This window comes from Acuticoccus kandeliae, assembly GCF_003073115.1.
Genome location: NZ_QBBV01000001.1, coordinates 591,685 through 612,275, shown reverse-complemented (window position 1 = coordinate 612,275; position 20,591 = coordinate 591,685). Strand labels below are relative to the sequence as shown.

General features: G+C 69.1%; 20 protein-coding genes. 11 read left to right on the top strand and 9 right to left on the bottom strand.

Annotated elements, in window-relative coordinates; genetic code table 11:
- Nucleotides 1–11 precede the first annotated feature (11 nt).
- On the top strand, nt 12–710 hold the full coding sequence (locus DBV35_RS02830; RefSeq protein ID WP_108658725.1) for a FadR/GntR family transcriptional regulator: 699 nt from the start codon (nt 12–14) through the stop codon (nt 708–710).
- Between the two features lie 7 nt (nt 711–717).
- On the opposite strand, the gene DBV35_RS02825 is transcribed toward DBV35_RS02830, so the two are convergent.
- The 8 genes from DBV35_RS02825 to DBV35_RS02790 form a co-directional block, all read right to left on the bottom strand.
- Nucleotides 718–1,566 (bottom strand): ABC transporter permease, encoded by an 849-nt coding sequence (locus DBV35_RS02825; protein ID WP_108658724.1) that lies wholly within the window; start codon nt 1,564–1,566, stop codon nt 718–720.
- A 10-nt stretch (nt 1,567–1,576) separates the two neighbouring features.
- Nucleotides 1,577–2,521, bottom strand: coding sequence for an ABC transporter permease (locus DBV35_RS02820; RefSeq protein ID WP_108658723.1), 945 nt, complete (start codon nt 2,519–2,521; stop codon nt 1,577–1,579).
- A gap of 74 nt (nt 2,522–2,595) precedes the next feature.
- Nucleotides 2,596–4,173, bottom strand: a complete 1,578-nt coding sequence (locus tag DBV35_RS02815) for an ABC transporter substrate-binding protein (RefSeq protein WP_108658722.1) — start codon at nt 4,171–4,173, stop codon at nt 2,596–2,598.
- A gap of 113 nt (nt 4,174–4,286) precedes the next feature.
- The gene (locus DBV35_RS02810) at nt 4,287–4,745 is read right to left on the bottom strand and encodes a RidA family protein (protein WP_108658721.1); all 459 of its coding nucleotides are present in this window, start codon (nt 4,743–4,745) and stop codon (nt 4,287–4,289) included.
- Nucleotides 4,742–5,713 (bottom strand): NAD-dependent epimerase/dehydratase family protein, encoded by a 972-nt coding sequence (locus DBV35_RS02805; RefSeq protein ID WP_108658720.1) that lies wholly within the window; start codon nt 5,711–5,713, stop codon nt 4,742–4,744. The genes DBV35_RS02810 and DBV35_RS02805 overlap by 4 nt, the downstream gene beginning before the upstream one ends.
- Entirely contained in the window at nt 5,697–6,701 is a 1,005-nt protein-coding gene (locus DBV35_RS02800) for an ABC transporter ATP-binding protein (protein WP_245943818.1), read from the bottom strand. Before DBV35_RS02800 ends, DBV35_RS02805 begins: the two co-directional genes overlap by 17 nt.
- Nucleotides 6,698–7,738 carry an ABC transporter ATP-binding protein gene (locus tag DBV35_RS02795; protein WP_108658718.1) on the bottom strand — a complete coding sequence of 347 codons (1,041 nt, stop codon included), beginning with the start codon at nt 7,736–7,738 and terminating at the stop codon, nt 6,698–6,700. The genes DBV35_RS02800 and DBV35_RS02795 overlap by 4 nt, the downstream gene beginning before the upstream one ends.
- A complete protein-coding gene (locus tag DBV35_RS02790; RefSeq protein WP_108658717.1) occupies nt 7,725–8,858 on the bottom strand; it encodes a mandelate racemase/muconate lactonizing enzyme family protein in 1,134 nt (377 codons plus the stop codon). Before DBV35_RS02790 ends, DBV35_RS02795 begins: the two co-directional genes overlap by 14 nt.
- 206 nt (nt 8,859–9,064) lie before the next feature.
- Between DBV35_RS02790 and DBV35_RS02785 the strand changes: the two genes are divergently transcribed.
- The 10 genes from DBV35_RS02785 (at nt 9,065) to DBV35_RS02740 (ending at nt 19,506) form a co-directional block, all read left to right on the top strand.
- Nucleotides 9,065–9,946 (top strand): alpha/beta hydrolase, encoded by an 882-nt coding sequence (locus DBV35_RS02785; protein ID WP_108658716.1) that lies wholly within the window; start codon nt 9,065–9,067, stop codon nt 9,944–9,946.
- Nucleotides 9,943–10,593, top strand: coding sequence for a cupin domain-containing protein (locus tag DBV35_RS02780; protein WP_108658715.1), 651 nt, complete (start codon nt 9,943–9,945; stop codon nt 10,591–10,593). Before DBV35_RS02785 ends, DBV35_RS02780 begins: the two co-directional genes overlap by 4 nt.
- An 11-nt stretch (nt 10,594–10,604) precedes the next feature.
- On the top strand, nt 10,605–11,510 hold the full coding sequence (locus DBV35_RS02775) for a PfkB family carbohydrate kinase (RefSeq protein ID WP_108658714.1): 906 nt from the start codon (nt 10,605–10,607) through the stop codon (nt 11,508–11,510).
- Between the two features lie 173 nt (nt 11,511–11,683).
- Nucleotides 11,684–12,679 carry an SIS domain-containing protein gene (locus tag DBV35_RS02770; RefSeq protein ID WP_108658713.1) on the top strand — a complete coding sequence of 332 codons (996 nt, stop codon included), beginning with the start codon at nt 11,684–11,686 and terminating at the stop codon, nt 12,677–12,679.
- A gap of 173 nt (nt 12,680–12,852) precedes the next feature.
- Nucleotides 12,853–13,767 (top strand): substrate-binding domain-containing protein, encoded by a 915-nt coding sequence (locus DBV35_RS02765; RefSeq protein WP_108658712.1) that lies wholly within the window; start codon nt 12,853–12,855, stop codon nt 13,765–13,767.
- A gap of 61 nt (nt 13,768–13,828) precedes the next feature.
- Nucleotides 13,829–14,575: an ATP-binding cassette domain-containing protein gene (locus DBV35_RS02760; protein WP_245943918.1), complete on the top strand. Its 747-nt coding sequence runs from the start codon at nt 13,829–13,831 to the stop codon at nt 14,573–14,575.
- Nucleotides 14,576–14,580: 5 nt separating this feature from the next.
- Nucleotides 14,581–15,576, top strand: coding sequence for an ABC transporter permease (locus DBV35_RS02755; protein WP_205648602.1), 996 nt, complete (start codon nt 14,581–14,583; stop codon nt 15,574–15,576).
- 8 nt (nt 15,577–15,584) lie between these two features.
- Nucleotides 15,585–16,682, top strand: coding sequence for a phosphotriesterase family protein (locus DBV35_RS02750; protein WP_205648440.1), 1,098 nt, complete (start codon nt 15,585–15,587; stop codon nt 16,680–16,682).
- Nucleotides 16,683–16,692: 10 nt separating this feature from the next.
- Nucleotides 16,693–17,433, top strand: coding sequence for a glutamine amidotransferase (locus DBV35_RS02745; RefSeq protein WP_108658709.1), 741 nt, complete (start codon nt 16,693–16,695; stop codon nt 17,431–17,433).
- A gap of 231 nt (nt 17,434–17,664) precedes the next feature.
- A complete protein-coding gene (locus tag DBV35_RS02740; RefSeq protein ID WP_108658708.1) occupies nt 17,665–19,506 on the top strand; it encodes a family 16 glycosylhydrolase in 1,842 nt (613 codons plus the stop codon).
- Between the two features lie 15 nt (nt 19,507–19,521).
- On the opposite strand, the gene DBV35_RS02735 is transcribed toward DBV35_RS02740, so the two are convergent.
- Nucleotides 19,522–20,589, bottom strand: a complete 1,068-nt coding sequence (locus DBV35_RS02735) for a glycosyltransferase (RefSeq protein ID WP_157961548.1) — start codon at nt 20,587–20,589, stop codon at nt 19,522–19,524.
- Nucleotides 20,590–20,591: the final 2 nt, after the last annotated feature.

Sequence of the window (20,591 nt, the reverse complement as noted above, 5' to 3'; positions counted from 1 at the left end):
CAATATCGCCCATGCTGAATGTGACACCTCCGGGCCACGGGGTCCGCGCCAAAGCCGCGATCGACAGCCGGACGATCTATGGCGAGGTGCGCGAGGCGATCGTGAACGGCGCCTTCCCGCCGGGAAGCCGGCTGCCGACGGAACGGGACCTTGCGACCCGCTTCCACGCGACGCGCAGCACCGTGCGCAAGACCATGCATCGCCTCGCGAACGAGGGGCTCGTCGTGCGCCATGTCGGGCGCGGCACCTTCGTCGCCGCCCTCCACGAGGTGGAGGAGCCGGAGCAGGAATACACCCTCGCCGAGCTTCTGGAGGCCCGCCTCCTCTTCGAGCCGAGCCTGCCCGACCTCGTGATCGAGCGGGCGACGCCGCGCGACCTGAAGGCCATGGGCGAGTGCCTGGAGGCCATGCGCGTCGCGCAGGACTGGACCGCCTTCAAGGAGGCGAAATACGGCCTCCACCTCGCGCTCGCCCACGCCTCGCACAACCGCTTCATCGTCTCGATCTTCGAGCAGATCCTCGCCTCGCGCCGCCGCGCGGGCTGGGGGCGTCACGGCACGCGCCAGCCGCTCCTGTCGGCCGTGCGCGAGGCCGCGTATCTTGAGAATTGCGAGATCGTCGACGCGCTGAAGGCGCGCGACGTGGACGCCGCGCGCACCGCCATCCGCGCCTATCTGGTGCGCACCCTCGCCGCGGCGAGCGCGGGCTGAGCCGCCCTCACCGCTTGTCGAGACCGCGCTGCAGGCCGCGCCCGACGAGGAGCAGCGCGAGCGCCGTCACCAGCACCGCCACACCGGGGAAGATCGACATCCACGGCGCGTAGAGGATGTAGTCCTTCCCCTGCTCCAGGATCGCGCCCCAGTCGGGCGTCGGCGGCTGCACGCCGAGGCCGAGGAAGCCGAGCGCTGCCTGGATCTGCAGGATCAGCGGGAAGAGGATCATGTACTGGGTGAGGATCAGCGGGGTGACGTTGCGCGTCACGTGCCGGCGCAGGATCACCGCGTCCGATAGGCCCACGCTCCGCGCCGCCTCCACATAGGTCCGCCCCACCTCCGACATCGCGCCCGCGCGCGCGATCCGGAAGAAGACCGGCAGGTACACGATCGACAGCGCCAGGATGAGGTTCTGCGTCGCCGGGCCGAGGACGCCGGTGATGATCACGCCGAGGATGATGGGCGGGAAGCTCAGCATCACGTCGATCAGGCGGCCGAGAATCTGGTCGAGCCAGCCCCCGAAGAAGCCCGAGACGAGGCCGAGGAGGCCGCCGATCAGCGCCGAGATCATCAACGAGCCGGCGCAGATCGAGAGCGTCACGCGCGTGCCGTAGACGACGCGGGCATAGAGGTCGCGCCCGACATCGTCGGTCCCGAACCAGTGGGCCGCCGAGGGGGCCTGGAGCGCGTCGGGGACGGAGATCGCGTTCGGCGAGGCGCTCGTGAAGAGCCACGGGAAGAGGGCGACGACCGCGAGGAAGAGGATGAGGATGCCGCCGATCACGAGATCGGGCTCGCGCAGGAAGCGCGGCAGGGTGCGGCGGCCGGCGGGACGTGCTGCTGCGTTGCTCATCACCCGTCCCTCACGCCGACCGGAGCCGCGGATCGATCAGCAGATAGGCGAGATCGACCACGAGATTGACCACCATCGCCGCGACGACGACGAGGAGGAGCGCGCCCTGGACGACGGGATAGTCCCGCGTCTCGATCGCGCTGAGGAGGAGGCGCCCGAGCCCCGGCAGGGAGAAGAGCGACTCGATGATCACGACCCCGCCGAGGATCTGGATGAGGATCAACCCCATGAAGGTCACGATCGGCACGAGGACGTTGCGCAGGATGTGCTTGAAGAAGATGAGCCGCACCGGCACGCCCTTCGCGACGGCCGTGCGCACATATTCCTGGTGCATCGCCGACACGACATTCTGGCGCACGAACTGGCTGTAGGCGGCGGCCTGGAGGAGGGCGAGGCTCGCGACCGGCAGGATCAGGATCGAGATGTTGTCGGCAAGCGAGCGGGACGGCGGCACGAAGCGCAGCGGCGGCGACCAGGAGAGCGTGCTCGACACGCCGACGAGCAGCATCAGACCGACCCAGAAGACGGGTGCGGCAAGGCCGATGAGGTTGAAGCCCTGGATCAGGGTGTCGAGCGTGCGCCCCTCATAGATCGCGGAGATGACGCCGAGCGGGACGCCGATGAGCGTCGCCACCACGAGGGTCACGATGCCGATCTCCAGCGTCACCATGAAGGCCTTGCCCACCATGTCGGAGACGGGCATCCCGCGCACCCAGCTGGTGCCGAGATCGCCCTGCAGGACGCTCGTGATCCAGACGAAATATTGGACGTAGATCGGCTGATCGAGGCCGAAGAATTGGCGCATCGAGGACTCGGCCGCCTCCCCACCCGCCTGGCCCATCATCTGCGCGACGACGTCGCCCGGCACCATGCGCACCAGGAGGAAGACGAGGATGCTTGCGAGGAGCGCCGTCAGGATCGACGCGCCAAGTCGCTTTGCGAGATAGAAACCCATGGCGCGTCAGCCTGCCTCGTTCGTCGGAAGGGGACGGGCCGCGAGGGCCCGTCCGGGTCAGTGTCGCTCGACGCTCACTCGTCGATGTAGGTGCGGGCGAGGCCGAAATACCAACCGGTCGGATGCTGGGTGAAGTTCTTCACCTTGTCGCTCTTCACCGTCACGTGGTCGGCCGAGAAGAGCATGATGGTCGGCACCGTCTCGGCGAGCACCTGCTGGAACTTGGCGTAGATCTCCTTGCGCTTGGCCGGATCGCTCTCGGCGCGGCCCTCGTCGAGGAGCGCGCTCGCCTCGTCATTGTTCCAGTTGCGGAAGTCCGCCCCTTCCGGCGCCTTGTGGAAGTGGCGATAGAAGAGGAGGTTCGGGTCCGGCTGGGAGGCCCAGTCGTTGAAGGTGAAGCCCATCTTCTTGCCGCGGAAGTTCTCGATCCACACGCCGAGATCGACCCGCTGGATGTTGAGGTTGATGCCGATTTCGGCGAGCTGCTCCTTCAGCGTCACCGCCGCCGGATCCATCCAGTCATAGCCGTTGATGGTGGTGAGGGTGAGGTCGAACCCGTCCGCGAGGCCGGCTTCGGCAAGCAGCGCCTTCGCCTTCTCCAGGTCGCGCGACATGAACGGCAGATCCGCCGCCGGGACGCCCCAGGCGTCGGCCATGCCGGCCGGCATCGTGGCGATCACCTCGCCATATTCGCCGACGGAGGCGTTCTTCATCTCCTCCTTGTCGACCGCGAGCGCGATCGCCTGGCGCACGCGCACATCGTCGAGCGGCTTCAGCTCGTTGCCGAGGTCGATCGGCTTCTGGTTCAGCGAGGCCCAGCGCTCGATCTCGAGCCCCTCGACCTCGGAGACCTGCTGCACGTCCTGCGGCCGCTCGAGCTTCACGAGGTCGATGCGGTTGTTGCGCAGCGCGACGAGCATCGAGGCGCTGTTCGGAAGGAAGGAGAAGTTGATCTCGTCGAGATAGGGCGCCCCCTCCTCCCAATAGTCCTCGTTCTTTTCGAGGAGCATGTTGGAGTTCGGGTTGAACTCGACGAGCTTGAACGGGCCGGTGCCGACGCTCTCGGAATTCATCCGCGTCTTGGCGTTCGGATCGTCGAAATAGCCCGCCGGCACCACGGCGCCGTACTTGTTGCCGAGCGTCATCGGCAGCGAGGCGTTCGGCGCGGAGAGGGTGAATTTCACCGTCAGCGGGTCGATGATGTCGATCGCGGAGATGACCGAGAAGTCGCCCGCGCCCGGCGAGCCGTTCGCCGCGTCACGGATGTAGTTGTAGCTGTAGGCGACGTCCTCGGCGGTCATCGGCTCGCCGGTGTGGAAGACCACGCCGTCGCGCAGCTTCACCGTGTATTCGAGGCCGTCGTCCGAGACCTCGTAGCTCTCGGCGAGAAGCGGCACCGCCTCGCCCTCGGCGCCCTCATAGAAGAGGCCCTGATAGATGAGGACGGTGAGGCGGATGCGCGCCTCGGCCGCCTGATGGAACGGGTCGAGGCCGGGCGGCTCGACGAGGAGACCCATGTTGAGCGACCCGCCCATCGTCGGGTTCTCGGGAATGGGGCCGTAGGCGTCCTCGGCGAAGGCCGCCGGCGCGACGAACGCCGTCGCGCACAGGAGCGCACCGACGAAGGCGCGCTTGAGAATGTGTCTGCTCATCTCGTCTCTACTTCCCTCTCTGTGCTGCCCACCGATAGGGGCGCCGGAAGGTCGTCCGGGGTCGGGGCAGCCTTCTACCCGACCCCGGCGCCACGCACCGGGCGCCCGCCGTCTCAGTCGCGAACGGCGACCGTCATCTCGATCTCGACGGGGGTGTTGCGCGGCAATTCCGCGACCCCGACGGCGGCGCGGGCATGACGCCCCGCCTCGCCGAACACCTCCACGAGAAGCTCCGATGCCGCGTCGATCACCTTGGGCTGCGCGTTGAAACCCGGTGCGGACGCGACATAGCCGTTCACCTTCAGGATGCGCTCGATGCGGTCGAGCGAGCCGAGCGCGTCCTTGAGGCAGGCGAGGCCCTGGATGATGCAGATCCGCGCCTCGCCCTGCGCGGTCGCAAGGTCGACCTCGGCCCCGACCTTGCCGAAGACGCGGATGTCGCCGTCGACCTTCGGCAGCTGGCCGCTGACATAGGCGACGCCGCGATACACGGTGACCGGCACATAGTTGAAGGACGGGCTCGCCGCGTCGGGCAATTCGATGCCCAGCTCCTTCAGGCGCGCTTCGATCATGGGACCTCCTCTGGAACGAGCATGGATTCGACGATGTCGGCGAGCGCGTGGCGCGGCGCGAAGCCGGCCTCGCGGCGGAAGCGGCCATCGTCGATGAGCGGGAATGAGAGTGCCGCCGGCTGACGCTCGTGCGTCACGCGGTAGCCGGGGACGCGCGCCTCGACGGTGCGGATCACGTCGGAAAGCGCGGCGGTGAAGCCGTTGATGTTGTAGACGGCGCCGGGCGCGCGGCCGGGACGGAGCGCGGTGAGGATCGCCTCCGCGACGTCGGCGACGTGCATGAGGTCCATCGGGTCGTCGTGGAAGGCGACGGTGTGCCGGGCGGCGGGCGACGCCGCGGCGATGATGCCGGCGATCGCGCTCGCGGCGCCCGAATACCAGAGCCCTTCCCCGAGGACGAGCGGCAGGCGCAGGCCCGTGATCGCGAGGCCGTGGCGGTCGCGATAGTAGCGCGCGACGTCCTCGCCGAGGACCTTGGTGAGGCCGTAGAAGGTGACCGGCGCGCGTTCCGCCGCCTCGTCGACCCGCCCCTCCCCATAGAGCGAGGCGGGGCCGTAGACGACGGTGGAATCGGTCCACACAATGCGCCCGACGCCCGCCGCGCGCGCCGCCTCGAAGACGTTGCGCAACCCGTGGACGTTGACGGCGAGGGCGCGGTCGCTCTCCGCGTCGCCCGACTTCATGAGCCCCTGGCGGCCGGCGCTGTAGGCCGCCGTCGTGACGACCGCCTCGGCGCGGCTTGCGGCCAGCGTCGCGGCAAGGGCGTCGCGGTCCTCCACCGAGCCGACGGTCTCGGCGAAGCGCCCGGCGATGTCGGCGAGGAGGTCGTCGTCCATCGGCGGGCCGAACACGGTGGTCTCGACGCCCGCTTCGACCAGCGCGCGCACGATGTGCGAGCCGACGAAGCCGCGCCCGCCGATCACGAGGACGCGGCCCGGAAGGGGCGCCGGATCAGAGGGAGAGGTCATCGCGGATGCACGCCTTCTTCTGGCCGGGCGCGACCTCGCGCAGGACCGGCACCTCCTCCGCGCACGCCGGCAGCGCGAACGGGCAGCGGGTGCGGAAGACGCACCCCGATGGCGGGTTCGCCGGAGACGGGATCTCGCCCTTCAGGATCAGCCGGTCCTCGGGCGCGCTCGCCCCCGGCACCGCCTGCAGGAGCGCCGCCGTATAGGGGTGGGCGGGGCTGCGATAGAGCCGCTCGGTCGGCGCGATCTCCATGACGCGGCCGAGATAGAGGACCATGACGCGGTCGGAGATGATCTCGACCACCGAGAGGTCGTGGCTGATGAACATCAGCGACAGGCCGAGCTCGCGCTGGAGGCGCTGGAGGAGGTTCACCACCTCCGCCTGGACCGACACGTCGAGCGCGGAGACCGGCTCGTCGGCGACGATGAAGCGCGGCTCTGAGGCAAGCGCGCGGGCGATCGCCACGCGCTGACGCTGGCCGCCGGAGAAGGCGCGCGGATAGCGCTTCATCTGCTCGGCGGTAAGGCCGACCTGCTCCATCAGCTTCTCGGCGACGGCGGTCGCCGCGCGGCCGGAGAGGCCGCGATGGAGGTGAATCGATTCCACGAGCGCCTCGCGGACCGTCATGCGCGCGTTGAGGCTCGCGAACGGGTCCTGGAAGATCATCTGCATGTGGCGGCGGAAGGCGCGCAGCTCGCCGGGCGGCAGAGTGGAAAGGTCCGTCCCGTCGAAGGTGACGCGCCCGTCCGTCGCATCGATCAGACGCAGGACCAGGCGGCCGAGGGTGGATTTGCCCGAGCCCGACTCGCCGACGACGCCGAGCACCTCGCCGGCGGCGAGCGAGAGGTCCACCCCTTCCACCGCGCGCACCGGCCGCCTGCGGCGCGCGAGGAAGCCGCTCCCCGCGCCGAAATGCTTGGTGATGCCGTGCGCCTCGACGAGGGGGCGCGCGGACGGGGCGGCCGTGGCGGTCCCGGCGGCGCTCACAGCGCGATCTCCCGCCAGCGCAGGCACCGCACGTCGTGGCCGGGCGCGACGGCTTCCAGCGCCGGCTCGATCTCGCCGCATCGCGGCTCGGCATAGTGGCAGCGCTCGTGGAAGCGGCAGGCGAGCGGCGGCGACAGCGGATTGGGCAGGAGGCCCGGAATGGGTTTAAGCACCTGCGGGCCGGACGCGCCATAGTCGCGGCGCGGGATGCAGTCCATCAGCGCCTTCGTGTAGGGGTGGCGTGGGCGCGAGAGCACCGCGTCGACCGGCCCCTCCTCCACCACCTGGCTCGCATACATCACTGCCACCCGGTCGGCGATCTCGCCGACGAGCTTGAGGTCGTGGGTGACGAAGATCATCGCCATCTTGTGCCGCGCCTGAAGGCTCTTCAGGAGCGCGATGATCTGGGCCTGGATCGTGACGTCGAGCGCGGTGGTCGGCTCGTCGGCGATGAGGAGGCGCGGCTCGCAGGCGAGCGCCACCGCGATCATCACACGCTGCCGCATCCCGCCGGAAAGCTGGTGGGGGTAGGCATCGATCCGCCGCTCGGGGTCGGAGATGCCGACCTCGCGCAGGAGCGCCAGCGCCTCCTGGCGTGCGGTGCGCCGGTTGTGGCCCTTGTGGATGCGGATCGGCTCGGCGATCTGCTCGCCGACGGTGAACATCGGGTTGAGGCTCGACATCGGGTCCTGGAAGATCATCGCGATGTCGCGCCCGCGCATGCGCTGCATGGCGTCTTCCGGCACCTCCAGGAGGTCGATCTCCGCGCCCTCGCGGTCGCGGAAGGTGATGGACCCGCCGACGACGCGCGCGCTGGTGCGAGCGAGAAGGCGCATCACGGTGAGCCCGGTGACGGACTTGCCCGACCCCGACTCGCCGACGATCGCCAGCGTCTCGCCTTCCTTGATGCTGAGCGTCACCCCGTTGACGGCCTTCACGATGCCGGCGTCGGTGAAGAAGTGCGTCTTCAGGTCCCGGATCGCGAGCACCGTTCCGGGGGCAAGGCTCGAACCTGTCTGGAGGTCAGGCGACGGCATAGCGCTCGACCGCGTCAAGATCGACCTCCACCCCGAGGCCCGGCCCCTCCGGCACATGCATCACCGGCCCGTCCGGCACGAGCGGCGCCGTCAAGATGTCGCTGCGCAGCGGGTTCTGGCCGAGATCATATTCGAGGAGGATCGGCTTCGGGATGTTGTCGGAGTGCGGATAGACCGGCAGCGAGGCGATGAACTGGAGCGCCGCCGCGAGGCCGATCGCCCCGCCCCACACGTGCGGGCTGAGGCGGACGTGGCTCGCGAGCGCAAGCTCGGCGATCTTTCGCCCCTGCCAGAAGCCGCCGCAAAGGGTGAGGTCCGGCTGGAGGACATCGGCCGCGCCGGCGTCAGTGAGGCGCTTGAAGTCAAACACGGTGTAGAGCGCCTCGCCGGTCGCGAGCGGCACGCCCACCCGCTCGCGCAGCCGCGCGAGGCCGGCAACGTCCTGCGGCGCGAGCGGCTCCTCGACCCAGCCGACACGGAAGGGCTCCAGGCGCGCGATCGATTCCAGCGCGATGTCGTAGGTGTAGTTGGTGTTGATATCGACGAGGATCTCGACATCGGGGCCGAGGATCTCACGCGCGGTGGAGACGCGCTCGACATCGCTGTCGGGCGAGACGCCGATCTTGATCTTCACCGCCGGATAGCCCGCCTTCGCCATCGCCTCGATCTGGGGGGCGAAGTCGGGCGTCGGCGTCTCGGTGAGGTAGCCGCCCGAGGCGTAGTAGGAGACGGTGTCGACGCGCTTGCCGCCGATGAGGCGCGAGACCGGCAGGCCGACGAGCTTGCCCGCCGCATCCTTTGCCGCGATGTCGATCCCGGAGATCGCCGCCATCATCTGGTTCTGGACGCCGAAATGATAGTGACGGGCGAGGATGCGGCCGAACGTGTGCTCGATGTCGAACACGTCGGTGCCGACGATGTAGCCGGACAGGAAGCCCTCATAGGCGAGGTTGACCGGCGGCATCCCCCACGCCTCGCCCCAGCCGATCGTGCCGTCGGCGAGCGTCAGGCGGACCAGCGTTGACTGGCGGCCCGAGGCGAGCGACTTCGACATCCCGTAGGCTTTGCCGTCCGCCAGGGGAGCGTTGAGGGCGATGAACTTGACCGCGGTGATCTTCAACCGGATCTCCCATGACGCACGCCCGGGAGTTCGCCGTTCGCGCCCAATAACATCTCAATGTCGGTCCATACCTGAACCATTTCCGCCCCGACTGTGCAAGTGCAGATGGCTATCAACGCAACAAAATCACGGCTAGTTTGCATCCGCTCGGGTCTGGAACCCGCCGCCAATTCGCGCCCAATTCGCGCATAATAGGAGAAGCTCACATGTCCGCGAGTCCGCCGATTTGGACCAGTCTGACGCCAGAGGAGCACGAGTTCCAGTACAATCCGCAAAATGCTTTTCCGGACTATGAAGTCTATCGCCAGCGCCGCGCCCCCGCGAACCAGGCCGCGCTCGAAACGCTGACGCGCCACGCGGATATTTCCTACGGCGATCACGCGCTGCGCGCGGTCGACATCTATCCGGCGGCCGGCTCCGGCCCCTCTCCGGTGCACATCTTCTTCCACGGCGGCTATTGGCGCGCGCAAGACAAGGCGAACTTCGCCTTCATCGCCGGCACCCTCGTCCCGCTCGGCATCACGACCGTGATCGCCAACTACGAGCTCTGCCCCGCCTCGAGCCTCGACGCCGTCGCCGAATCCGCGCTCGCCGCGATGGCCTTCACGTCGCTGCGCATCGGCGAATATGGCGGCGATCCGTCCCGCATCAGCATCTCGGGCCACTCCGCCGGCGCCCATCTCGGCGCCGAGATCCTCGCGCACGACTGGTCGAACGAGGGTGTGGTGCCCGAACTCCAGGGCGCGACGCTGATCAGCGGCATCTTCGATCCCGCGCCCGCCGCCTTCACCACCGTGAACGCCCAGCTCGACCTCACCGAGGCGCTCATCGCGCGGCGCAATGTCGAGACGCGGCCCCCCACCCTCTCCTGCCCAGTCAGCCTCATCGTCGGCGGGCTGGAGCCGTGGCAGTGGATTGACCAGACCTATCGCTACTCCCACCACCTCCACCGCAGCGGCTTCGTGCCGGCGGTGCATGTCCTGCCCGCCTTCAACCACTTCAACATCCTCGACGAATATCTCGAGACCGACAGCCTGACCGTGCGCACGATCCTCGGCCATGCGGGCATCGAAGGGACCGACGCGTGACCAGCACCCAATCCGCCATCCCGGCGAAATTCCGCCTCACCGTCTATGACGCGGCGCCGGGCGTGACGCTCCCCGCCTCCGGCACCCTCTTCGTCTACGCGCTCTCCGGGACGATCGTTCTCGAAGGCACCGGCGAGCCGATCACGCTGGGCGCGGACGAGGGCGTCTTCGCCCCGCTCGGCGCGCGCATCACCGGCGACGGCGCGGCCTGGATCTACGGCGTCGACGCACCGGACGCGCCCTTCGTCGAGGGCGCGGACATCGTCCGCTCCGAGCTGCTGCGCCCCGCCTTCGACGGGCCTTATCTCGTGCGGGCGGACCGGATCGAATCGCAGGCCGGCGCCGCCACCCCGCGCCACGGCCATCGCGGCCCCGGCATCCGGCGGCTGATCTTCGGGCGCATCCGCGGCGAGATCGGCGACAGTGTGGAGCGGATCGACCCCGGCACAGCCTGGTTCGAGACCGGGACCGACATGGTGATCGGCACCAATATCGGCGGCTCGAACGCGGCCTTCGTCCGTGTGATGGTGCTGCCGTCCGAGCTTGAAGGCGGGAAGACCTCCTTCATGGCGGCGGACGCGATCGAGGCGACGAAGCCGCGCAGCGTCCAGAACCGCCTGTTCGGCGAAGTGATGGTCGCGGGCTGACCGGAGGGGACATGGCGGTGACGGGACCCGGCGCAACGATCGTCGTGATCGGCAACGCGACGCGTGACGTCACCTACCGCCTCGACCGCCTGCCTCTGCCCGGCGAGACGCGCCTCGCCGACGCCACGATGAACGACTGCGGCGGCAAGGGCCTCAACCAGGCCGTCGCCGCCGCGCGGGCCGGCGGCCGGGTCGCGTTCTTCGCCGCCGTCGGCGACGACGCGGTCGCCGAGGCGATCCGCGCCGCGCTCGCGGCCGAACCTCACATCGAAGCCCACCTTTGGACCCGCCACGGCCGGGCGAGCGACGAGTCGGTGATCCTCCTCGACGCCGCCGGCGAGAACGCGATCGTCAGCACCGCCGCCTGCGCGCGCTCCGTCACCGCCGCCGAGGTGGTCGATGCGCTCACGCGGAGCGCGGCGGGCGACATCCTCCTCATGCAGGGCAACCTCTCGCTGGAGGCGACGCGGGCGGGCCTCGCGGCGGCGCGGGCGCGCGGTCTCCTCACGCTGTGGAACCCCGCCCCCTGCCCGCCGGGCGCGGCCGATCTCCTCCCCCTCGCCGACCTCCTCGTCGTCAACAAAGGCGAGGCCGAGGCGATCTTCGGCGCGGTCCCGTCGACCCGGCCGGCGCACGCAGCCCGCCTCGTCGTGACGCTCGGCGCGGAAGGCGCGCGCATCTTCGACGGGACGGCCCGCATCGCAATCGCCGCCCCCGCCGTCTCGGCGCTCGACACGGCCGGCGCCGGCGACGCCTTCGTCGGGACGCTCGCGGCGGGCCTCGCCGCCGGCCTCGCCCTCCCGAATGCCGCCGCCGCCGCCGTCGCCCAGGCCGCCTTGGTCGTCACCCGCCCCGGCACGCTCGGCGCCATCCGGACGCTCGCAGTGCCGGACTGGGCGGCGTTTGAAACGATATAAACCTGCACGGCGCCTGACGCGCTGAAGGAGGAACCCCGCGCGCAGGCTGGGGTTGAAGGGTGCGCCGCCAGCGACCCTGGCGCGCGACGGGAGACCTATGATTTGCTGTCGCCAAACAGGCGGGCGCGCAAGCCCGGCGGAACCGCCTCGGCGGTGGGAAGAGGCGGCCCCGAATGAACCACGACACCGACGGCCTGCAGATGATGGCCCGCGAGATCAGCGCCCAGCCGAAGGCGCTCTCCGCCGCGCTCGTCCCGCTCGCCGAGGCCGCCGCGATCCTCGCGCTCGACCCGAAGCGCCCCGTCTGGATCGCGGGCGCGGGCCAGTCCTTCGCCGCCGTGCGCACGGTGGCGGGCCTCTTCCGGGAGCACGGGTTCGACGTGCGCGCGCTGTCGGCCGCCGAGCTCCTGTGGCAGAGCCCGCCGGAGCCGGGCGACACGGCGGTCCTCCTCTCGCTCTCCGGCAACACGCCGCGCACGGTGGAGGCGATGGTGCGCGCCCGCAGCCGCCGCGCCCGCACGATCGCGGTGACGGTCGATCCCGAGGCGGCCCTCGCGCGCGGCGCGGAGCAGACGCTGCTCCTCCCCGTCCCCCTCCTCCATCGCGGCACACCGCCGACGCTCGACCACACGATGGCCCTCCTCGCGCTCGCGCTCCTCGGTGGCACCGGGCGGGACCTCTGCCGGCGCGCGATCGACCGGCTGGACGCCGCCTTCGCCCCGCTCGCGACCCAGGCGAGCGCGGTCGTCGAGGCGATCTCGACAGGCTCGCGCTTCCACTTCCTCGGCAACGGGCCCGCCCTCGGCTCGGCCTCCTATGGCGCGCTGACGATGCAGCTCGCCGGTCTCGACGCCTCCGCGGGCGAGGCGGAGGAGATCACCCACGGCGCGGCGCGCGCGATGCGCCCCGGCGACCACGCGATCCTGCTGGGCGACGGCGGCGCCGCCGACCAGCGCACCGCGATCCTCGCCGACGGGCTCGCCCGCCTCGGCCTCACCGTCTCGCGCGCGGGGTTTGCCGCGCCCGACCGGCTGAGCGCCGCCTTTGAGGCGGCGCTCTGGTGCCAGCTCCTCGCCCTCGCCATCGTGCGCCGGCGCGGCCTCGCCCTCACCACGCGCGCCGACATCGCCGAGGTCGAACGGGATTGGCGCGGCTGGCTCTCGCCTTAGAACACGCTCCATCCGTCTGGCGCGATTGCACTTTGCACAGGCTGATCCAACCACTGCCGCAAGCGCGCTAGTCCTCGTCACCGTTTGACAACGCGCCCCGCCCGCGATCCACTTCGCGCACCTTGTTGTGGGTAGAGTCTCCAAGGTCATCATTGGCAATCGGAGGTGACTTCATGGCGTTGAAATCAGTTCTCGCCGCGCTCGCGACCGCCGCGGCGCTCGTGTCGACGGCTGCGTCCGCGCAGACCATCGCTCTCGTCCAGATCAACCAGCAGGCCCTGTTCTTCAACCAGATGAACGAAGGCGCCCAGGCCGCGGCCGACGAGGTCGGCGCCGAGCTCGTGATCTTCAACGCGAACAACGATCCCGCCGCGCAGAACAACGCGATGGAGACCTACATCGCGCAGGGCGTCGACGCGATCATCATCGTCGCGATCGACGTGAACGGCGTGATGCCGGCGGTCGAGCAGGCGGACGCCGCGGGCATCCCCGTCCTCGCCGTCGACGCGATCCTGCCCGACGGGCCGCAGAAGGCGCAGATTGGCGTCGACAACATGAAGGCCGGCGCGGACATGGCCGCCCATTTCCTCGAGGCGACCGGCGGCAACGCGAAGGTCGGCATCGTCGGCGCGCTGAACAGCTTCATCCAGAACGTGCGCCAGGAAGGCTTCGAGAAGGGCATCGAAGGGGCGAGCGGCGTCGAGACGGTCGGCGTCGTCGACGGGCGCAACGTGCAGGACACCGCGCTCGCGGCGGCCGAGAACCTCATGACCGCGAACCCCACGATGGACGCGATTTACGCCACCGGCGAACCCGCCTTGGTCGGCGCCGTCGCGGCGGTCGAGGCCCAGGGCGCGACCGATCGCGTGTCGGTCTTTGGCTGGGACCTCACCGCCCAGGTGATCGACGCGATCGACCAGGGCTACGTGAAAGCCGTCATCCAGCAGTCGCCCTACGACATGGGCGCGACGGCCGTGCGCAGCGCCAAGACGCTGATCGACGGCGGCACCGTCGAGAAGGTGATCAGCGTCCCGGTCACCATCGTCACGAAGGAGAATGTCGACGACTTCCGCTCGATCTTCCAGTGAGGCGGACGGTGAACAAGACGGGGCGGCCCCGGCCGTGACGGACGCCGCCCCCCGCGTCGAGATGCGCGCGATCACGAAGAGCTTCGGGACGATCCAGGCGCTCGCCGGAGTCGACCTGACGCTCGCGCCCGGCGAGGTCCTCGGCCTCGTCGGCGACAACGCGGCCGGCAAGTCGACGCTGACGAAGATCCTCGCGGGCGTTCATGTCCCCGATTCCGGCACCATAGGGGTCGACGGGGACACCGTGCGCTTCGCCGCCCCGGCGGACGCCCGCGCGGTCGGCATCGAGATGGTCTACCAGGACCTCTCGCTCTGCGATTCCATCGATGTCGCGGGCAATCTCTTCCTCGGCCGCGAAGCGAAGCGGCGCGTCCTCGGCCTCCCCTTCCTCGACAAGCGCGCGATGATCCGCGAGGCGGAGGGGATGCTGGAGCGCCTTCACATCAACGTGCCGAACCTTCGCGCGGAGGTCGGCAAATTGTCGGGCGGCCAGCGCCAGTCCATCGCGATCGCGCGCGCGGCGGCCTTCTCGCCCCGCGTCCTCATCATGGACGAGCCGACGAGCGCGCTCGCGGTGAAGGAGGTGGACGCGGTGCTCGACCTCATCACGCGCCTCAGCGGGACGGGGGTCGGCGTCATCCTCATCACCCACCGCCTGCAGGACCTCTTCCGCGTCTGCCACCGCATCATGGTCATGTACGAGGGGCGCAACGTCGCCGAGCGGCGGATCGAGGAGACCGACCTCGAAGACCTCGTCGGCCTCATCGTCGGCGGCAAGGCGGCCGCGCTCGCGGGGGCGGCGCTGTGAGCGCGGTGACGTCGCCCGGCCGCCGGGCGAATGCCGGACGCACGCAGGAATTCCTCGTCACGCACGCGCCGGTCCTCTCGATCGCGAGCTTCTTCCTTATCGTCTGCGTCTTCTTCGGGCTGACGACGGACGCCTTCCTCTCGGCCCCGAACCTCCTCAACCTCCTGCGCCAGTCCGCGCCGATCCTCATCGTCGCCGTCGCGATGACCTTCGTCATCACCACCGGCGGGATCGACCTGTCCGTCGGCTCCACGCTCGGCCTCGTGAACGCGCTCGCCGCGATCGCGCTCGCGGCCGGCATCCCGTGGCCGATCGTCGTCATGATGATGCTGCTCCTCGGGGCCGGCATCGGCGCCTTCAACGGCTTCTTCATCGCCTTCGAGGGCATCCCCGCCTTCATCGTGACGCTCGCGGGCCTCTCCGCGATCCGCGGCATCGCGCTCCTCATCACCGAAGGCTATTCGGTGCCGATCGCCTCCTCCCTCTTCTTCGTGGAGATCGGCCGGGGCTGGCTCTTCGGCATCCCCTTCCCCGCCATCATCGCGCTTATCGTGGCGATCGCCGGATACATCACGCTCGGCCACACGACGTTCGGGCGCTATGTCACCGGCGTCGGGGCGAACGCGGAGGCGGTTCGCCGTGCGGGCATCGCGGTGCGGCGCGTGACGCTGACGGCCTATGTCCTCACCGGGATCGCGGCGGCGGCGGCCGGCATCATCATCGCCGCGCGCCTCGGCAGCGGCTCCTCCAATGCGGGGGTGATGTTCGAACTCGAGGTGATCGCCGCCGTCGTCCTCGGCGGCACCAACCTCTTCGGCGGGCGCGGCACGATCATCGGCACCGTCCTCGGCGCGCTCACCATCGCGGTGATCTCGAACGGGCTCATCCTGTCGCACATCTCGCCCTTCTTCACGCAGATCGTGACCGGTGCGATCATCCTCGCCGCGATCTGGCTGAACACGCGCCTCCTCCAGCGCGCGCAATCGCTCCGGGTCGGGTGAGAGGGTCCATGGGCGCGGTGAATTCGGGCAAGGTGATGAGTGTGGCTGGGCCGATCCCGGTGGAGGATCTCGGCGTGACGCTCATGCACGAGCACATCCTCAACGACTGCTCGTGCTGGTGGAACGCGCCGACGAGCCCGGACCGCGCCTTCCTCGCCGAGGGGCCGGTGCGGCCGGAGATCCTGTGGCACCTGCGCCAGGACCCCTTCGTCAATCGCGACAATCTGGGCCTGCGCGACGAGGCGGCGGCCATCGAGGAGCTCGGCCTCTTCGCCGGGGTGGGCGGGCGCTCGGTCGTCGACCCCACCTGCCGCGGGATCGGCCGCAACCCCGCCGCGCTCGCGCGCATCGCACGCGCCACCGGCCTCCAGATCGTGATGGGGTCCGGCTACTATCTGGAAAGCTCCCACCCGGCCGAGGTCGCCGGGATGAGCGCGGAGGCGATCGCGGCGGAGATCGAGGCGGAGGCCGTCGACGGCCTGCCCACGGAGGACGGCCCGGTGCGGATCGGGCTCGTCGGCGAGATCGGCGTCTCGGGCGACTTCACGACGGCAGAGACGCGCTCGCTGCGCGGCGCGGCGCGCGCGTCCGCCCGCACGGGGCTGCCGCTGATGGTCCACCTCCCCGGCTGGTTCCGCCACGGCCACAAGGTGCTCGACATCGCGGGAGAGGAAGGGGCGGACCTCTCCCACACGGTCCTGTGCCATATGAACCCCAGCTTCCGCGACGCGGACTACCAGATGTCGCTCGCCGCGCGCGGCGCCTTCCTCGAATACGACATGATGGGGATGGACTTCTTCTACGCCGACCAGGGCGTCCAGTGCCCGGTCGACTATGACACGTGCGGGGCGATCAAGGCGCTGATTGATGCCGGCTTCGGTTGGTCGGTCCTCCTGTCGCAGGACGTCTTCCTCAAGATGATGCTGACCCGCCATGGCGGGAACGGCTACGCACACGTCCACACCTACGTGCTGCCCCTTCTCGGGCGGCTCGGCGTCGCCGAGGCCGACCTTGCCCGCCTCACGATCGACAACCCGCGCGCCGTCTTCAGCGCGTCCCACCGGGCGGGCCTTGCCGCGCTCTGGGACCGCCCGCGCCCCATCTGAAGGAGCCCCCATGACCAAGGTCCTCCTCGCCGGCGAAAGCTGGATGACCCATTCGATCCACGTGAAGGGCTTCGACAGCTTCACCACCTCGGCCTACCACGAGGGCGGGACCGAGATGATCGCCGCGATGCGGGCGGCCGGGCTCGACGTGACCTACCAGCCCGCCCACATCGCCGCCGACCATTTCCCCCTCTCGGCCGAGGCGCTCGCCGCCTACGACGTGGTGATCCTCTCCGACATCGGCGCGAACACGCTCCTGATGCCCGACCGCACCTTCGCCCGCTCGGAGCCGACCCCCAACCGCCTCCGCCTGATCGCCGACTTTGTGAAGGGCGGCGGCGGGCTCCTGATGGTCGGCGGCTACCTCACCTTCCAGGGGATCGAGGGGAAAGCCGCCTATGCCGGGACTCCGGTCGACGACGTGCTCCCCGTTGCCTTGATGACGCGCGACGACCGCTCGGAACGGCCCGAAGGCGTGGTTCCCGCGATCGTGAACGGCGCTCATCCTGTGATGGCAGGGCTCACGGAGTGGCCGACCTTCCTCGGTTACAATCGGTCCATGTTGCGGGAAGATGCAACGCTGCTCGCCGAAGTCGACGGCGACCCGTTCATCGCCGTGCGCACCGTCGGATCGGGCCGGAGCGCGATTTTCGCATCGGATTGCGGGCCGCATTGGGGTCCGCCCGCCTTCCTCGCCTGGCCGGGCTACGGTCCGCTCTGGGCGAATTTGTGCAACTGGCTCGCGGGCTGACTGCCGCGCGGCTAGCCTGTGACAAAGTGCCGTTTTCAACCCGAATGTGTGTCTGCACCAAGCATTTCTAACATTTGTTAGATAAATCTAGCGTCAAAATAGGTCAAACCCCTACCATTCGACGCATTTCGGTTCTGACAGTTCGTCAACGCGTTGCATGACGACAACGACAGTCTTCCCCTGACGTTGTTCCATGCCTTGTCGACGGCTGCGCACGCGGGGCTTAGTCGCATGGACGAAGACGCTTACGCCTTCGAAGACACGTTCGATACGATCAGCAGCACGTATTGGCACAGATCGAACCATACGAACGAGAACACCTGGATCCATAATTCCTGGTCGTACTTCAACGTCATCCAGCACGACAGCGAGGTCGAGCTGGTGCTGACGGACGTCCCGTCGGGTGAAAAGGAGTACACGGGCGCCGAAATCCAGAGCAACGACAAGTTCGGATACGGCCGCTACGAGATCGAGATGAAGCCGTCGGGCGAGTCCGGCGTCGCGTCCACGTTCTTCTTGTACACCGGTGAGTATTACGGTGACATCTGGAACGAGATCGACTTCGAGTTCATCGGCAACCAGCCGACGCACGTCCGCGTGAGCTACTATTATAACGGCTCGTCCTATCACGAGGACATCGACCTCGGGTACGACGCGTCGGAGGTTTTCGTCACCTACGCGATCGAGTGGGAGCCCGATGCGATCCGCTGGTATGCGGGCGACACGCTGATCCACGAGGTCGTGGATCCGCTGGTCCCCGTCCCCGATTCACCGTCCAAGATGTTCATGAGCATCTGGACCGGGGTCGAAAGCGAGTTCGGCCCGGTCGAGTTCGAGGGGTCGACCTCCGCCCACTATCGCGGCGTCTCGTTCGAGCCCTATGACGTCACGCAGGATCCGGAGGCGGAGCCCTTCAAGCTCACCCTCTACAATGCCGACACCGACACGGTGATCGGCGAGATCACCGAGGGTGCCGTCATCGAGGTCGAGAATATCGACACGACGAAGCTCTCCGTCCTCGCCGCACCCTCCAACGAGGTGACGCGCTGGGAGACGAACAGCATCACGCTCGATATCGACGGGCCGCTCGTCCACAATCAGATCGAGGATTTCCGCCCCTACGGCCTGTTCGGCGATCGCTACAGCAATCTGTGGGGCCGCCTCTTCACCGAGGGCGAGTACACGCTCGACCTTGCCGCCTATTCCGAGCGGCAGGGCCAGGGCGATGTGCTCGACGAGCAGTCGGTGAGCTTCACCCTCGTGGAGGCCGGCACCGTCAGCCCGGAGCCGGAGCCCGAACCCGAGCCCATCCCCGACGTCCTGCGCGTCGTCCTCTATGACAGCGAGACCAACACCCCGGTCGCGATGCTGGAGGACGGGGCGAGCGTCGACGCCTCCCTTTTCGACGAGCACAAGCTCTCGATCCTCGTCACCGTCCTCGACGGCGACCTCTCGAAGAGCGTCGACAGCATCAAGTTCGCGCTCGACGGGCCGACCGCGCATACCCAGATCGAGAACGCGGCGCCGTGGGCGATCTTCGGCGATCGCGGCAGCCTGGTGCATGGGCGCGAGTTCGGCGTCGGCGACTATTCGCTCGACGTCTCGCTCTACCCGAAGAACGACGCCAAGGGCGGCGTCAGCTACACCGAGTCGATCAGCTTCTCGATCACCGAGCCGGAGCCCGCGCCGGAGTCGGACCCGACCGAGGAGGCGCCCGTCGACACCTCGACGCTGTCGATCTTCCTGGTCGACGCCGAGCACGACGCTATCATCGGCCGCCTTGCCGACGGCGACGTGGTGGACACCGCCGCGATCGGGACGAGCAATCTCAGCGTCCTCGTGCGCAGCACCGATCCGACGGTGGAGAGCATCCTCTTCGACCTCGACGGCGCCTATTCGCATGACCAGGTGGAGAGCGCCGCCCCCTATGCCCTCTTCGGCGACCGCGACCCGAACTATCACGGACGCGACCTGCCGGACGGCGACTATTCGCTGAGCGTCGCGAGCTATGCGCGCGACGGGGCGAGCGGGCGAATGCTCGACAGCCTCGCGCTGGACTTCACGATCGTCTGAGGCGAACGCTCGCTTTCAACGGCGGCGGAGGGCGGCGAGAAACGCGCTGATCTCCGCCCCGATCTTCGGCCAGGCGAAGTCGGCAAGGTCCGGCGCGGGCGTGCCGGGCAAGGGCGCGGCGAGGCATGCCTCCAGCGCCTCGGTCGAGATCTCGCCGTCGAAGAGGCGGACCCAGTCGGCCCCGACCTCCCACTGAAGCTCCGGAAGGCTCCCGATGCGGGGCGCGAGGATCGGCTTGTTGCGGCCGAGCGCGTGGAGCGCGACGCCGCTGTTCAGGATGTTGCGGTAGGGCAGCACGACGAGATCGTGCGCGTCCACCACCCGCTCCAGCTCATCCTCGCCGATGAAAGCATCGCGGATGTCGATGCGGATGCGCGGGTCCTCGCCCGCCGCCGCCTTGATTTCGGCCGCGAGCGCCGGATCGTCCGCGGTGCCGATCACCGTGAGGGAGAAGGGCTCGGCCGTCACGCCCCGCGCCGCCGCAACGAGGCGCGCGGCATTCTTGTAGCGGCGCACCGTGCCGAAGAAGAGGAGGCGGTTCGCCCAGGCGTCCGCCGTCGTCGGGCGCGGCGGGCGGGCCGCATCATAGCGGCCATGGACGGTGACGAGCTCGCGCGTCCGGCGCAGCGGCGGATAGAGTCGCCGCGCCTCCTCCCGCGAGGAGCGCGACAGGTAGATCACCCCATCGAGGAGCGCCGTGAACATCAGCGCCGTCGCGTGCGAGCGCATCGAGCCGCCATCGTGCGGCTCGAGATTGTGCGCGACCCACACGAACTTCGTGCCGCGCAGCTTGTCCCGCGCCATCTTGGCGAGGAGCTTCAGCGTCGCCTTGCGGCTCGTCGGGCGGAAGAACTCGGTCGGCCAATGGAAGACGACGACGTCATAGGCCTTGGCGCCGAGCCCCTCCCAGTCGAACTCGACGACATCGAAGCGGCCGCGGTCGATATGGCTCGAAAAGAGGGCCGAATAGGCGTTGCCCGCCGCCCGCACCGGCTTCAGGGCGAGGCGCGGAAGGGGTGCCTCGCGCGGCGCGCGCGTGGGCTCGGCGTCCTCGACGCGCGGCGGGGCCGTGTCCTCCAGCATCG